Source organism: Pseudomonas sp. SWRI77 (genome assembly GCF_014269105.1).
Lineage (GTDB): Bacteria > Pseudomonadota > Gammaproteobacteria > Pseudomonadales > Pseudomonadaceae > Aquipseudomonas > Aquipseudomonas capeferrum.
In genome coordinates this window covers 88,511-104,310 of sequence record NZ_JABWRV010000019.1, presented here as the reverse complement: position 1 = coordinate 104,310, position 15,800 = coordinate 88,511, and the positions used below count along the sequence as shown (strand labels likewise).

The 15,800-nt window shown below is 63.6% G+C and carries 10 protein-coding genes; 2 read left to right on the top strand and 8 right to left on the bottom strand.

The window, feature by feature from the left end; all coding sequences use genetic code 11:
• Positions 1-140: 140 nt before the first annotated feature.
• From HU766_RS18365 to HU766_RS18330, 8 genes are all read right to left on the bottom strand, one after another.
• Positions 141-1,622, bottom strand: coding sequence for an efflux transporter outer membrane subunit (locus tag HU766_RS18365; RefSeq protein ID WP_186659550.1), 1,482 nt, complete (start codon positions 1,620-1,622; stop codon positions 141-143).
• Positions 1,619-4,726, bottom strand: a complete 3,108-nt coding sequence (locus tag HU766_RS18360; protein WP_033697405.1) for an efflux RND transporter permease subunit — start codon at positions 4,724-4,726, stop codon at positions 1,619-1,621. The genes HU766_RS18365 and HU766_RS18360 overlap by 4 nt, the downstream gene beginning before the upstream one ends.
• Positions 4,727-4,835: 109 nt before the next feature.
• Positions 4,836-7,931, bottom strand: coding sequence for an MdtB/MuxB family multidrug efflux RND transporter permease subunit (locus HU766_RS18355; RefSeq protein ID WP_186659548.1), 3,096 nt, complete (start codon positions 7,929-7,931; stop codon positions 4,836-4,838).
• A complete protein-coding gene (locus tag HU766_RS18350) occupies positions 7,928-9,199 on the bottom strand; it encodes an MdtA/MuxA family multidrug efflux RND transporter periplasmic adaptor subunit (protein ID WP_095065104.1) in 1,272 nt (423 codons plus the stop codon). Before HU766_RS18350 ends, HU766_RS18355 begins: the two co-directional genes overlap by 4 nt.
• A gap of 230 nt (positions 9,200-9,429) precedes the next feature.
• On the bottom strand, positions 9,430-9,930 hold the full coding sequence (gene tpx, locus HU766_RS18345) for a thiol peroxidase (protein ID WP_033697401.1): 501 nt from the start codon (positions 9,928-9,930) through the stop codon (positions 9,430-9,432).
• A gap of 167 nt (positions 9,931-10,097) precedes the next feature.
• Positions 10,098-11,378 (bottom strand): serine/threonine transporter, encoded by a 1,281-nt coding sequence (locus HU766_RS18340; protein ID WP_047583738.1) that lies wholly within the window; start codon positions 11,376-11,378, stop codon positions 10,098-10,100.
• Between the two features lie 196 nt (positions 11,379-11,574).
• Positions 11,575-12,771 carry an amino acid aminotransferase gene (locus HU766_RS18335; protein ID WP_033697399.1) on the bottom strand — a complete coding sequence of 399 codons (1,197 nt, stop codon included), beginning with the start codon at positions 12,769-12,771 and terminating at the stop codon, positions 11,575-11,577.
• A 138-nt stretch (positions 12,772-12,909) separates the two neighbouring features.
• Positions 12,910-13,935, bottom strand: coding sequence for an Ldh family oxidoreductase (locus HU766_RS18330; protein ID WP_033697397.1), 1,026 nt, complete (start codon positions 13,933-13,935; stop codon positions 12,910-12,912).
• A gap of 142 nt (positions 13,936-14,077) precedes the next feature.
• Between HU766_RS18330 and HU766_RS18325 the strand changes: the two genes are divergently transcribed.
• Together HU766_RS18325 and HU766_RS18320 are read left to right on the top strand one after the other, a co-directional pair.
• Positions 14,078-14,950, top strand: coding sequence for a MurR/RpiR family transcriptional regulator (locus tag HU766_RS18325; protein ID WP_033697396.1), 873 nt, complete (start codon positions 14,078-14,080; stop codon positions 14,948-14,950).
• A gap of 21 nt (positions 14,951-14,971) precedes the next feature.
• The gene (locus HU766_RS18320) at positions 14,972-15,724 is read left to right on the top strand and encodes a transporter substrate-binding domain-containing protein (RefSeq protein WP_186659545.1); all 753 of its coding nucleotides are present in this window, start codon (positions 14,972-14,974) and stop codon (positions 15,722-15,724) included.
• The last annotated feature ends 76 nt before the right edge of the window (positions 15,725-15,800 follow it).

The following is a 15,800-nucleotide window of genomic DNA, read 5'->3' as shown; positions in this document are numbered from 1 at the left end:
CCCCGCGAAGCACGCACCGCAGAGAATGGCACGGGCTTCGCCCGTATTCGCGGGGGCAAGCCCGCTCCTACTGGGTCATGCGTGTTTTCTGAGTTTCGAGCAAGACAGGTGCTCACACAGCCCTAGGGCTGGGCGAGTTCCTACTCGGCAAACGCCTGCTCGGCATCCCAACCGCCGCCCAGCGCGGCAATCAGTTGCACACTCGCCACCAACCGCCCTTGCAGCAGGTTCAGCACACTGCGCTCGTTACTCAACGCCGTGGTCTGCACGTTCACCACATCCAGGTAGCCGATCAGCCCCGCGCGGTACTGGTTCTCCGTCAGGCGAAGCGACTCACGCGCCGCGTCCAACGCCTCCTGGCGTACCACCGCTTCATCGCCGTATACCTTCAGCTGCACCAGGTAGTTTTCCACTTCCTTGAAGCCATCGAGCACGGTCTGGCGATACTGCGCTACGGTCTGGTCATACACCGCCACGGTACGGTCCACCTCGGCGCTGCGCTTGCCCGCATCGAACAGGGTCATGGCCAGCGAAGGCCCTACCGACCAGTACCGGTTCGGCAGTTCGATCCAATTGCTGAAGCTGCTGCTGGAATAGCCCCCACTCAGGCTCAGGCTCAGGTCGGGGAAGTAGGCAGCCCGCGATACGCCGATATTGGCGTTGGCGGCCATCACGTTGCGCTCGGCCGAGGCAATGTCCGGGCGGCGCTCGAGCAATTGCGAGGGCAATGTCACGGGGATGTCCGGCAGCGCCGGGATGCTCTTGCTGTCGGCCAATGCAAAGTTAGCCGGGGCCTTGCCCAGCAACACGGCAATGGCATTCTCGAACTGCGCACGCTGCCAGATCAGGTCGATCAGGTCCGCCTGGGTGCTTTTCAGCTGGGTCCGCGCCTGCGCCACCGCATCTGGCCCGGACACACCGGCGCGGTACTGGTTTTCGGTCATGCGCAGCGAGCGCTCGTAGGTGGCCACGGTCGCTTCCAGCAGGCGCTTCTGCTCATCGATCACACGCAACTGCAGGTAGTTCTGCACCAGCTCCGACTGCTGGCTCAGGCGGATCGAGGCAAGGTCGGCAAAGCTGGCTTCGGCACTGGCTTCGTTGGCGTTCAAGGTTTCACGCAGCTTGCCCCACAGGTCGATCTCCCAGCTCACGCCGAGCTGCGTGTTGTAGGTGTTGCGAATGCCGCTGCTGTTGTTCGACAGGCTGGAGCTGGAGCTGCCAGTGCCTTGAGCCGAACGGTTCTTGCTGGCGCTCAGGTCCAGGCTCGGGAACAGCGCGGCGCGGCTGCTGCGCACCAGCGCCTGGGCCTGGCGGTACTGGGCTTCGGACTGCGCGACGGTCTGGTTGCTGCGGTTGAGCTCTTCGACCAAGGCATTGAGCCCGGCATCGCCATAGACCTCCCACCAGGCGCCACGGGCAATCGCGTCCGACGGCTTGGCCTGGCTCCAGCCCTCGGCCTGCTTGTACTGCGCCGGGGTGCTCAGCTCGGGGCGGTGGTAGTCCGGGCTCAGGGTACAGGCACTGAGCAGCGCCACACACAAGCTGGCGCCGAGCAGGCGCGAGCCACGCCCCAGGGTCAACGACTGCAGGGTACGGTGAAGGGGTGTCTGGGCAAAGTTCATAGCGGGGTATCCAGAGCGGCGTCGGTGCGCACGCCGCGCCAATGGTTGAAACGGTGACGCAGGCGGTCGAGGTACAGATAGACCACCGGTGTCGTATAAAGGGTGAGGATCTGGCTGAAGACCAGGCCGCCGATGATGGTCAAACCCAGCGGCTGGCGCATTTCCGCGCCTTCGGCACGGCTGACCAGCAGCGGCAAGGCGCCAAGGATGGCCGCCAGGGTGGTCATCAGAATCGGCCGCAAGCGCAACAGGCAAGCGCGGCGGATGGACTCTTCCGGCGACAGGCCCTGGTGGCGCTCCAGTTGCAGCGCCAGGTCGATCATCAGGATCGCGTTCTTCTTCACCACGCCAATCAGCAGGAACAGGCCCAGCAGCGAGATGAGGCTGAACTCGCCGCCGGTGACATACAGCGCCAGCAAGGCACCGACGCCCGCCGAGGGCAGTGTCGAGAGAATGGTCAGCGGGTGAATGTAGCTTTCATAAAGAATGCCCAGCACCAGGTACACCAGCACCAGCGCGCCGAGGATCATGAAGGGCTGGCCTTCCTGGGTCTTGGCGAAAGCGTCGGCGGTGCCGCCGAGCTTGGCGATGACTTCTTCGGGCAGGCCCAGCTTGGCCACCGCCCGCTCCACTGCAGCCATGGCCTGGTCGGGGCTGTAGCCTTCGGCAACGTCGAAGGCAATGTCTTCGGAGGCAAACTGGCCCTCGTGGCTGACCCGGTCATTGGCCAGGCTGTTCTCGTAGTGGGCAATGGTCGACAACGGCACCCGGGCGCCATCATTGGTGATCACCTGCACCTGCTCCAGGGTACTCGGGTCCCAGGCGTATTTCGGGTTGATCTCCAGCACTACCTGGTACTGGTTGAGGCTGTCGTAGATGGTCGAGATCTGCCGCTGGCTGTAGGCGTTGTTGAGCACCGTGGTGACCATGTCCATGTCGATGCCCAGGCGCTTGGCCTGGTCACGATCGACCACCAGGGTTACCTGCTGGGTGCCGGCGCCGTCACGGGCGTCGATGGCGGTCAATTCGGGCAAGGCACGCACCGCCGCGACCACTTTCGGGAACCACTCGCGCAGGGCTGCCAGGTCGCCGCTCTGCAGGGTATAGAGGTACTGCGACGAAGTCTGGTCACGCCCGCCGCCACCCAGTTGCAAGTCCTGGTCGGCCATCAGGAACAGGCGCCCGCCGGGCACCTTGGGCATCTCTTTACGCAAGCGCTCGATAACCTTCTGGGCATCGATCTTGCGCTCGTTGATCGGTTTCAGGCGCACCAGCACCATGGCATTGTTGGTACCACTGTTGCCGCCGATAAAGCCCGCCACGCTCTGCACCGCAGGGTCGGCGAGCAAGGCGCGGCGGTAGATTTCCATCTTCGGCTGCATCACGCTGAACGACAGGCCATCGTCACCTCGGATAAAGCCCATCAACTGGCCGGTGTCCTGCTGCGGCATCAGTGTCTTGGGCACCACCACGTACAGGGCAATGTTGATGCCGATAGTGGCCAACAGGCTGAGCAGGGTCAGGCGCTTGTGGCGCAGCGCCCAGCCAAGGCTGCGGTCATAGCCATTGACCATGCGCTGGTGCAGCTTGTCGCTCCAGCGCTGCACGCGCGTCTGCTGCGCCTGGTGCGGCTTGAGCCAGCGCGCGCAGAGCATCGGTGTCAGGGTCAGCGAGACCACCAGCGAGACGATGATCGCCGCCGCCAACGTGATCGAAAACTCCTGGAACAGGCTGCGCACGATGCCGCCCATGAACAGGATCGAGACGAATACCGCCACCAGCGACACGTTCATCGACAACAACGTGAAGCCCACTTCCTTGGCACCCAGGAACGCCGCACGCATCGGCGGCTGGCCATCCTCGATGTGCCGGGAGATGTTCTCCAGCACCACGATGGCATCGTCCACCACCAGGCCGGTGGCCAAAATCAGCGCCATCAGCGACAGGTTGTTGAGGGAGAAACCGCACAGGTACATGACGGCAAAGGTGCCCACCAGCGACACCGGTACCGCCAGGCTCGGGATCAACGAGGCACGCAGGCTGCCAAGGAACAGGTAGACCACCAGAATCACCAGGCCTACCGCGATCAACAGGGTGTGCTCGGCCTCCTTGAGGGTCGCCTTGATCACCGGCGAGCGGTCCATGGCCACGTTCAGCTGGACGCTGGCCGGCAGTAGCGACTGCAACGCTGGCAACTGCGCCTTGATCTGGTCGACCGTTTCGATGATGTTGGCCCCGGTCTGGCGGTTGACCACCAGCAGCACCGCGCTCTGGTCGTTGAAGAAGCCGCTGTTGTAGCGGTTCTCGACGCTGTCGGTGATGGTCGCCACGTCGGACAGACGCAGAATGGTGCCGTTCTGCTGGCGGATCACCACCGGCTCGTAGTCCTTGGCCGTTTCCAGCTGGTCGTTGGCCCGCACCTCCCAGCTACGCTCGGCATCCTCGACGAAGCCCATGGGCCGGCGCTGGTTGGCGTTGGCCACGGCGGTGCGCACCTCGTCCAGCGACACGCCGTACTGGTTGAGCAACTGCGGCTCCACCGAAATGCGCACGGCCGGCAGCGAACTGCCGCCGATCTGCACCTCCCCTACCCCGGATACCTGGGCCAGGCTCTGCGACAGGATGGTGTCTGCCAAATCGTACAGCTGGCCCTTCTGCAGCACATCGGAGGTCAGCGACAGCACCATGATCGGTGCCTGCGACGGGTTGATCTTCTTGTACGTGGGCATGCTGCGCATGCCGCTGGGCAGCAGGTTGCGGGTGGCATTGATGGCCGCCTGCACCTCACGCGCCGCGCCGTCGATGTCACGGCCCATTTCAAAGCCGATGATCACCCGCGTCGAGCCCTGGTTGGAGCTGCTGGTCAGCGTGGTAACGCCGGCGATACTGCCCAGCTTGCGTTCCAGCGGCGTGGCCACGGTGGCGGCCATGACTTCAGGGCTGGCACCGGACAGGTTGGCCTGCACCACGATCACCGGGAAGTCCATCTGCGGCAGCGGCGCAACCGGCAGCAGGCCGAAGCTGACCCCACCCAGCAGCATGATCGCCAGGCTCAGCAGCATGGTCGCTACCGGGCGCCGGATGAAAGGACCGGACAGGTTCATTTGTAGCTCCAAGCTGCAAGTTGCAAGCTACAAGTGGGCGTGCGAGCAGGCTCGGAACTCCGGCTCACGCCAATCAGCTTGCAGCTTGCGGCTTGATGCTTGAGGCCGCTCATGCCGGCTCCTCCGCAACGTCCTGCCGACCAAAACGATGCGCAAGCCGATCAAAATAAAGGTAGATGACCGGCGTGGTGAACAGTGTCAGCACCTGGCTGACCAGCAGCCCGCCCACCATCACCAGGCCCAGCGGCTGGCGCAGTTCGGCACCGGAGCCGGTTGCGAGCATCAGCGGCACCGCACCGAACAACGCGGCCAGGGTGGTCATCAGGATCGGCCGGAAGCGCAGCAACGCGGCCTGGTAGATGGCGTCCTGCGGGGTCATGCCCTGATGGCGTTCGGCTTCAAGGGCAAAGTCGATCATCATGATCGCGTTCTTCTTGACGATGCCGATCAGCAGGATGATGCCGATGATGGCGATCATGCCCAGGTCGTTGCCACTGATGAGCAATGCCAGCAACGCGCCGACCGCCGCCGAGGGCAAGGTCGAAAGGATGGTGACCGGGTGGACGTAGCTCTCGTAGAGCACACCCAGCACGATGTACATGGTCACCACGGCGGCGAGAATCAGCAGCAAGGTGCTCGACAGCGAGGCCTGGAAGGCTTCTGCGGCGCCCTGGAAGCGGGTTTGCACGCCAATCGGCATGCCGATCTCCTGCTGCACCTGCTCGATGACCTTCACCGCCTCGCCCAGCGACGCGCCATGTGCCAGGTTGAACGACATCATCACCGCCGGGAACTGGCCGATGTGCGAAATCGCCAACTGCGCCTGGCGCTGCTCGATACGCGCCAGCGCCGACAACCGCACCTGGCCGCCATCGGTGGCCTTGACGTGGATCGACTCCAGCGCCTGCTGGCCGATGCTGGCGGCGGCTTGCGACTGCAGCACCACGCGGTACTGGCTGGCCTGGGTGTAGATGGTCGAGATCTGCCGCTGGCCGAAGGCGTCGTACAAGGCGTTGGTGATCTGCGCAACCGTGATGCCAAGGCGGCTGGCCATGTCGCGGTCGATCACCAGGTACACCTGCAGGCCCTTGTCCTGCAAGTCGCTGGCCACGTCGGCAAGCTCCGGGCGCTGTTGCAGCGCCTGCACCAGCTTGCCGCTCCACTGCGCCAGCAGGTCGGCGTCAGGCGAGGACAGGCTGAACTGGTACTGGGTGCGGCTGACCCGATCCTCGATGCTCAAGTCCTGCACCGGCTGCATGAACAGGCGGATGCCCACCAGCTTGTCGAGCTGCGGCTGCAGGCGGCTGATGACCTCGCCGGCGGTGACGTCACGTTCACCGTGCGGCTTGAGGTTGATCAGCAAACGCCCACTGTTGAGCGTGGCGTTGTCGCCATCCACGCCAATGTAGGACGACAGGCTCTGCACGGCCGGGTCCTGCAGGATTACCTTGCTCAGCGACTGCTGGCGCTCGCTCATGGCGGCGAACGAGGTCGATTGCGGCGCTTCGGAAATACCCTGGATCACGCCGGTGTCCTGCACCGGGAAGAAGCCCTTGGGCACCGCCATGTAGAGCACCACGGTCAGCGCAAGGCTGGCCACCGCCACCAGCAGGGTCAGCGGCTGATGCCTGAGCACCCACTGCAGGCCGCGGCCGTAGTGCTCGATGAGCCAGTCGATCCAGGCGCCACTGGCGCGGTAGAAACGGCCCTGCTCTTCTTCCTTGGGCTCGCGCTTGAGCAAGCGCGCGCACATCATCGGCGTGAGGGTCAGCGACACGACCAGGGAAATCAGGATCGCCACCGCCAGGGTGATCGCGAACTCGCGGAACAGCCGGCCGACCACATCGGCCATGAACAGCAGCGGGATCAGTACCGCGATCAGCGAGAAGGTCAGCGATATCAGGGTGAAGCCGATCTGCCGGGCGCCCTTGAGCGCGGCCTGCATGGGGGTTTCGCCCTCCTCGATGTGCCGGGAGATGTTCTCCAGCATGACGATGGCATCGTCCACCACGAAACCAGTGGCGATGGTCAGGGCCATGAGGGTCAGGTTGTTCACCGAAAAACCGGCCAGGTACATCACGCCAAAGGTGCCGATCAACGACAGCGGGACGGCAATCGACGGGATCAGGGTGGCACTGAAACGGCGCAGGAACACGAAGGTGACCATGACCACCAGGACGATGGCGATCAGCAATTCGTGCTGCACGTCCTTGACCGCGGCGCGGATGGTCTGGGTACGGTCGGTGAGCACCGACACGTCGAGGCCGGCCGGCAGGTTGTCGGTGATCGAAGGCAGCAGTTCCTTGATCCGGTCGACCACTTCGATGACGTTGGCCCCCGGCTGGCGCTGAATGTTCAGCAACACGGCCTGGTTTTCGTTGGCCCAGGCGGCGAGCCGCTCGTTTTCGGCACCGTCGACGATCTCGGCCACATCCTTCAGGCGCAGCGGCGCACCGTTGTTGTAGGCCAGGATCAGGTTGGCGTATTCCGCCGGGGAACGCAGCTGGTCGTTGGCATCGAGCATCGACACCCGGGTCGGGCCGTCGAAGTTGCCTTTGGGCTGGTTGACGTTGGAGGCGCCGATCAACGTACGCACGTCATCGAGGTTGAGGCCATTGGCTGCCAGGGCATCGACGTTGACCTTGATGCGCACCGCCTGGCGTTGGCCACCGGCGATACTGACCATGCCCACGCCACTGATCTGGGCGAGCTTTTGCGCCACCCGGGTATCGACCAGGTCGTTGAGCTTGGGCAGCGGCATGGTCTTGGAGGAAATGGCCAAGGTCAGCACCGGGGTGTCGGCCGGGTTGACCTTGTTGTACACCGGCGGTGCGGGCAAGTCGCTGGGCAGCAGGTTGCTGGCCGCATTGATCGCTGCCTGCACCTGTTGCTCCGCGACATCCATGTTCATGTCGAGGCTGAAGCGCAGGGTCAGCACCGAAGCACCGCCGGAGCTGGTCGAGGCCATCTGGGTCAGGCCCGGCATCTGCCCGAACTGGCGTTCAAGCGGCGCGGTGACCGCACTGGTCATGACTTGCGGGCTGGCGCCGGGGTACAGGGTCATGACCCGGATGGTCGGGTAATCGACCTGAGGCAGGGCCGAAACCGGCAACAACGTGTAGGCAATCAGGCCGGCCAGGACGATGGCCAGCATGCTCAGCGTGGTGGCGACCGGCCGCAGGATGAACAGGCGCGAGAGGTTCATGCGCCCGCCTTGCCTGCTTCAGCAGCCTGGGCGGCGCCCTTGGCGTCCTGGCCTTGCAGGTGCTGACCGGGGGCGGTCGGCACTTGCGAGCTGTCTTCGACCACGTCCACCTTGGTGCCCTCTCGCAGCCGGTCGGTGCCTTCCAGCACCAGGCGGTCGCCGGCAGCCAGGCCTTCGAGAATCACACTGTTTTCACCATCGCTGGCACCGACCTTGAGCTTGCGCACGTTGACGGTGTTCTCGGCGTTGATCACATAGGCGAAGGTGCCGTCGTTACCGAACTGGATGGCCGCCGCAGGGGCCATTACCACCTGTTTGAGGGTGTCGGCCAGCAGGCGCACGTTGACGAACTGGTTGGGGAACAGGGCCAGGTCCTTGTTTTCGAACCGGCCCTTGAACTTGAGGGTGCCGGTGGTGGTGTCGATCTGGTTATCGATACTGCCCAGTACACCGCTGGACTGCAGCTTGCTGTCGCTGCGGTCCCAAGCTTCGACCGGCAGGCTGGCGCCGCTGCGATAACGTTCCAGTACGGTGCTCAGCTCGGTTTCCGGCAGGGTGAACACGACGTTGATCGGCTCGGTCTGGGTGATGACGACCAGCGCCGTGGTGTCGTTGGCGGCTACCAGGTTGCCCAGGTCGAGCTGACGCAGCCCTACACGGCCATTGATCGGCGCACGGATCTGGGTGAAATCGAGGTTCAGGCGCGCGTCGTTGACCTGCGCCTGGTTGGTCTTGACCAGGCCCTGGAACTGCGCGACCTGGGCTTCGGCGGTGTCGAGGGTCTGTTTGGCGATGCTGTCTTCGGCATACAGGCCTCGGTAGCGCGCGACGTCTACCTGGGCGTTCTTCAACTGAGCCTGGTTCTGCGCCAGGGTGCCTTCGGCCTGCTGCAAGGCGATGCGGTAGCTGCGCGGGTCGATCTCGGCGAGCAGGTCGCCGGCCTTGACCTGCTGGCCTTCCTTGAAGTGGATCTTGACCAGCTCACCGCCCACCCGGCTGCGCACGTTGACGGTGTTGGTCGCGGTGACCGTGCCCAAGGCTTTGTAATAGAGCGGGAAGTCGCCAACCCGTGCCGGCTCGACGCGTACCGGCACCGGGTCGCTGGATGCGCCGAACCCTGGGCGCCCGCCCTTGCCCATGCGCCCGCTGCCGGCCTCTGTGTGGGCCGGCGTTGCGGGCCACAGCCACCAGGCCAGCAAGGCCACCAGCAGCAGGATCAGCAGGCCGACGAGCCAGCGACGGGAGGAACGGGATTTGGACGCTTGCATGGGTTGAACGAACCTTGTTCGGAATAACGATGTGGGGAGGGTGAACGATAAGCACTGGCATCGTTTTAGCAAAGGCCCTTTACCAGAGGTTTACCTTTGGCTGACGTTGCCAAAACGCTGAACTTTAAACGAAAACGGCCCGGAAATCGTTCCGGGCCGTTACAGGGTGTTGCTTGGAGCGGTGGGCGTGGCAGGAGTTCCGTTACCGGTACCGGCCCCGCCAGAAGCCCTTACTTCAGGACAGCCAGCGCTGCCTCGTAGTTAGGCTCTTCAGCGATTTCAGCTACCAGCTCGCTGTGCAGCACCTTGTCGTTCTCGTCCAGTACCACTACCGCACGCGCAGCCAGGCCGGCCAGCGGGCCGTCAGCAATCGCCACACCGTAGTTCTCGAGGAACTCGGCGCCGCGCAGGGTCGACAGGTTTTTCACGTTCTCCAGGCCTTCGGCACCGCAGAAGCGCGCCTGGGCGAACGGCAGGTCGGCGGAAATGCACAGCACCACGGTGTTGGCCACGTCATTGGCCTGGGCATTGAACTTGCGCACAGAGGTGGCGCAGGTTGGGGTATCGACGCTCGGGAAGATGTTCAGCACCTTGCGCTTGCCGGCGTAGTTCTGCAGCGACTGGTCGGCCAGGCCTTCACCCACCAGCGAGAAGGCTGGGGCCTGAGCACCGGCCTGCGGCAGGTTGCCCTTGACCTGAACCGGGTTGCCTTTGAGAGTCACTTGAGCCATGAACGAAATCCTTATGCGGGGTTTGAAAAGGACACTGAGTTAAGCATGAAGGCGGCCGGGTGCCTATGGGTGAAGTTAAAATTGTTCTATTGCCAGACAATTATTGTGGACAAAAAAATGCCCAGATCGCGACAAGCGACCTGGGCACTGCTTGCAGCGGTGGTGAATCAGCTCAGCAAGCCGTAAACCACCGAAGTCAGCGCAACCACGCCGATTGTCACGACGAACACATTGGACATCGCGCCGCTGTACTTGCGCATCGACGGTACACGGCGAATGGCGTACATCGGCATCAGGAACAGCAACACCGCGATGATCGGGCCGCCCAGCGATTCGATCATGCCCAGAATGCTCGGGTTGAGGGTGGCGACAATCCAGCAGACCACCAGCATCAGCGCAGCGACCACGCGGTCCAGGGTTTTTGCACCCGGGCGCGCACCGGCCTTGACGATGATGCCCTTGAGGCCTTCGCTGGCGCCGATGTAGTGGCCCAGGAACGACTTGGCGATGGCAATGAAGGCGATCAGTGGTGCGGCAAAGGCGATGGTCGGGTTGCTGAAGTGGTTGGCCAGGTACGACAGGATCGACAGGTTCTGCGCCTTGGCCTCAGCCAGTTGGGCACTGCTGAGGGTCAGCACGCAACTGAAGACGAAGAACAGCACCATGGCCACCATCAGCAGGTGGGCGCGGGCGAGGATCTGGCCGCTGCGCTCATCGGCATGCTCGCCGTAGCGGCGCTTCTGGTCGACGGCGAAGGCCGAGATGATCGGTGAGTGGTTGAACGAGAACACCATCACCGGAATCGCCAGCCACACGGTGTGCAGGAAGGCGGAGCCCGAGGGCAGTTGCGTGGCGCTGTCGAGGATACCCCCGGTCCAGTGCGGGACCAGGTACAGGCCCAGCAACGCCAAGGCAACGATGAACGGGTAGACCAGCAGGCTCATGACCTTGACCGTAGCCTGCTCACCGCAACGCACAATGGCCAGCAGGCCGAGGATCAGCACGAACGACAGCAGCGCCCGTGGCGGCGGCGTCATGTGCAACTGGTGCTCCATGAAGCTGGTAACGGTGTTGGTCAGCGCCACGCTATAGATAAGCAGGATCGGGAAGATGGCGAAGAAGTACAGCACGGTGATCAGCGCACCGGCCTTGATGCCGAAATGTTCCTCGACCACTTGCGTGATATCGCCGCCCGTGCGCCCGGAAAGGACAAAACGGGTCAGCCCGCGGTGGGCGAAGTAGGTCATCGGGAAGGCCAGTACGGCCAGGATCAGCAACGGCCAGAAGCCGCCCAAGCCGGCGTTGATGGGCAGGAACAAGGTGCCTGCACCGATGGCGGTGCCAAACAGGCCCAGCATCCAGGTGGTGTCTTGACGTGCCCAGCTGCCCAAGGCTGCCGGGGTCGATTCTTCATAGCGCCGTTCGACGCTTGGGGCCTGCTCATTCATTCCGGGTGTAGCTCCACTCGCAAGACTGCAACAGGCTGAGAGTGGCGAAACAGACGTATCGCCCCCCTCAACCGAAAAAGAGGGCGCGATTGTGCACTGAAAGGTTGCACTTGCGAAGCCCCGTCCGAGGGACGGTTGCACTTGTCATGACAACAAGGTGAAACCAAGGGGGCCGCTTTGCGGCCCCCCTGTCACATTACTGCTGAACGGCGGCGAACGCCTCGGCCACCCGTTGCAGGTTGGCCGGTCGCAGGCCAGACATGCACACCCGGCCACTGTCGATCAGGTACACGCCGAACTCGTCACGCAGGCGACGCACCTGCTCGACGCTGAAACCGGTGTAGCTGAACATGCCGCGCTGGCGCAGGAAGAACTGGAAGTCCTGCCCCGGCAGCAGCGTGCCCAGGGCATCGACCAGTGCCTGACGCATGTCGAGGATACGCTTGCGCATCACTTCGACCTCCGCCGCCCACTGGGCATTGAGCGCAGCATCGCCGAGCACACCGGCAACCAGCTGAGCACCGAAGTTGGGTGGGCTGGAGTAGTTGCGGCGCACGGTAGCCTTCAACTGGCCGAGTACGCTCTGGGCAGTGGCGTCGTCGTCGCAGACCACCGACAGGCCCCCTACTCGCTCGCCGTACAGCGAGAAGATTTTCGAGAACGAGTTGCTGACCAGGCACGGCACGCCGGCACGGGCCATTTCGCGGATGGCGAAGGCATCTTCGACCAGCCCCTCACCGAAGCCCTGGTAGGCGATATCGAGGAACGGGATCAGCTGACGCGCCTTGACCACTTCCACCACTTGCTGCCACTGGTTCTGGTCCAGGTCGGCACCAGTCGGGTTGTGGCAGCACGGGTGCAGCAGCACGACGCTGTTGGCCGGCAAGGTCTGCAGCGCTTGCAGCATGCCAGCGAAGTCGACGCCACGGCTGGTCTGGTCGAAGTACGGGTAGCTATTCACCTTGAAACCGGCGCCTTCGAAGATGGCGCGGTGGTTATCCCAGGTCGGGTTGCTGACCCAGACTTCGGACTGCGGGAAATAACGCTTGAGGAAGTCGGCACCGACTTTCAGTGCGCCAGAACCGCCCACGGTCTGCACGGTGGCCACTCGGCCGCCGGTCACCGCCGGGTGATCGGCACCGAACAGCAGGGCCTGAATGGCCTGGCGGTAGCTGGCCAGGCCTTCCATCGGCAGGTAGAGCGAGGCTTCGTGAGCCTGGCCGGCGATGCGTTTCTCGACCGCATCCACCGCTGCCAACTGCGGCACCACGCCGGCTTCATCGTAGTACAGGCCGATACTCAGGTTGACCTTGTCGGCACGGGGATCGGCCTTGAAGGTTTCCATCAGCGAGAGGATCGGGTCGCCGGCATAGGCATCGACATGTTTGAACACAGCGTGCAGCTCCTTGGATCAGGACAGTTCGGAAAGGCTGCCCTGAGGATACCCGGAGTCGCTGCTGAGTAACATCACCTATTGTGCAGGTTGTCTATGCAAGATTGCACAGCCGCCGATCTGCGCCGACAGCCTGGCTCAGCCCAGCAGCGCCTTGAGGCCATGCAGCTCCTGCTCGGTCAGCGCCACGCCCTCCTCCTCGGCCACTTCACGCTCGCGGTAGCGGCGCTCGCCCGGCATGCGCGTCAACCCCACCGCCTGCATCTGCTCCACCAGTTCGCGGCTGCGCTGGGCAAAACGCTCGCCTTCGGCCTTGCTCGGGTCGATGACGATGATCAACTGCCCGGTCCATGGCGTTTTCGCCCCTGGGTGCCCGGACCAGTCGAACTCCCAGGAAAAGTGCCCGCCGGTCAGCGCTGCGGCCAACAACTCGACCATCATCGACAGCGCCGAACCCTTGTGCTCGCCAAACGGCAACAAGGCGCCGCCTTCGAGAATGGCCTTGGGGTCGGTGGTCGGCTGGCCATTGGCGTCCACGCCCATGCCCTCGGGCAACTGCTGGCCAGCCCTGGCGGCGATCTGCACATCACCGTGGGCCATGGCGCTGGTGGCCATGTCGAAGACGATCGGGTCGTGTTCGGCACAGGGCGCGGCAAAAGCGATGGGGTTGGTGCCGAACAGCGGCTTGCGGGCGCCATGCGGCACCACGCAGGTCATGCTGTTGACCACGCTGAGCGCCACCAGGCCCTCGTCGGCGAACGGCTCGACATCCGGCCACAGTGCGGCGAAATGGTGCGAGTTGTGGATGGCCAGCACGGCGATACCGGCGCTGCGGGCCTTTTCCAGTAACAGCGCACGGGCCGCTGCCAGTGCCGGCTGGGCGAAGCCGCCGGCGGCATCGACACGCACATAACCGGAGGCCACGTCGGTCACCTTCGGGGTGGCACGGCCATTGACCCAGCCGCTGGCCAGGGTCGAAACATAGCCCGGAATACGGAACACCCCGTGGCTGTGGGCGCCATCGCGCTGGGCGCTGGCGCAGTTGTGGGCAAGCACCTGGGCCACTGTCTCGCTGCAGCCATGACGCTGAAAAATCGCCTGCAAGAGGGTCTGCAGCTCGGTAAAAGGCACGCGTACGACAGTGCCGGTGGAAGGTGCGGACATCTGAAGCTCCTTGTTGGAATTGGAATGGCTACAGCGTTGCAACGACAAAAACTTTCCTGCATGTGACAGCTATCTGTCAAATGTTGACTTGATGACAGAAAACATTCATTTTCTATCGCAAGCCTCACCCCGGAGATGCAGCATGAGCCAACCGATCAAGCAACGCCTGGAAAACAGCCTGCAAGGGGCCGCCGCCTCAGGCCGCACGATCGCCAGCTACATGCTCGCCAACCTGCACGAACTGCCGTTCCAGACCTCGGCAAGCATTGCTGCCAAGCTCGGCGTCAGCGAATCCAGTGTCGGCCGTTTCTGCCGCTCGTTAGGTTATGCCCACCTCAAGGCGCTCAAGCAAGACCTGCAGAACGACCTGGGCGATGGCCCATGGCTGGTGGGTGACCGCCTGCAAGACTACCGCCAGAACCACGATGCCAGCGACACCGCCGGCAGCCTGGAGCTGGAAATCGCCGCCCTGGTCCGAGTGCACGAGTACCGCCAGAGCGAGCCCTGGCACCGCGCCGCGCAACGTCTGGCGAGCAAGCAGCGGGTATTCGTCGCGGGCTTTCAGACCGAGCGCGGCGTCGCCATGTGCATGAGCCACCTGCTGCAGTACCTGCGCGATGGCGTGCAACTGGTCGACCTCAGCGCCGGGCATTTCGGCGACGTGCTGCTGGGCCGCGCCGAAGACAGCGCACTGGTGGTGTTCGAGGCCCGCCGCTATTCACGTCACGCCCTGCAGCTGTGCCAGAAGGCGCGCGCAGCCGGCATTGCGGTCACCCTGGTGACCGACACCTTCTGTGACTGGGCCGATGCCAACGCCGACGAGGTGTTCCGCATCCCCACCGAGTTCAATCTGTTCTGGGAATCCACCGCGACCATGCTGTCGTGGGTGCACCTGATGGTCAACGAGGTCTGCAAGAAGCTCGGGCCGGATGTTGAAAAACGCTTGGAAGCGACTGCCGCTCTACATAACGAATTCGTCGGCTACACCTCGTGGCCGTCGGCAAAACAACAATAGCAAGAGTGCAAGAGGTGCGAGATGAACAAGACCATGGCTATGGTGGGTGCGTGTGCCCTGCTGCTGACGGGCGCCGCCAGTGCCGAAACCCTGCGCTTCGCCACCGAGGGCGCGTACCCGCCCTTCAACTATGTCGACGCCGATAACCAACTGCACGGCTTCGACATCGACATCACCCACGCCCTGTGCGAACAGATGAAAGTCGAGTGCACGCTGGTGGCCCAGGATTGGGAAGGCATCATCCCGGCCCTGATGGCACGTAAGTACGACGCCGTGGTCGCGTCGATGATCGACACCGAAGAGCGCCGCAAGAAAATCGCCTTCACCGATCATTACTACCGCACCCCGCTGACCGTGGCCGTGGCCAAGGACAGCGAGATCAGCGACGCTCAGAACAAATTTGTCGGCTACACCGTCGGCGCGCAATCCTCTTCGACCCAGGCCATCTATGCCGAAGACGTCTATGGCAAGGCCGGTGCCGATGTGAAGCTGTACCCGACCATGGACGAAGCCAACGCCGACCTGGCCGCGGGCCGCCTGGACGGGGTGATCGCCGACAAGTTCCCCCTGCACGAGTGGATGAACAAGAACGGCCAGGACTGCTGCAAGATCCTCGGCGACGTAGCCGACACCAAGGCCGACGCCGCCATTGCCGTGCGCAAGGATGACGAGGCGCTGCGCCAGCGCCTGAACACCGCGCTGCAACAGATCGTGGCCAACGGCACCTACCAGAAGATCGCCAGCAAGTACTTCGCTTTCGATATCTACAACTGATCTGTAGGAGCGGCCTTGCGTCGCGAAAGGGCTGCGTAGCGGCCCCGGGATTTATGCAACGGCACAGATTGCCGGG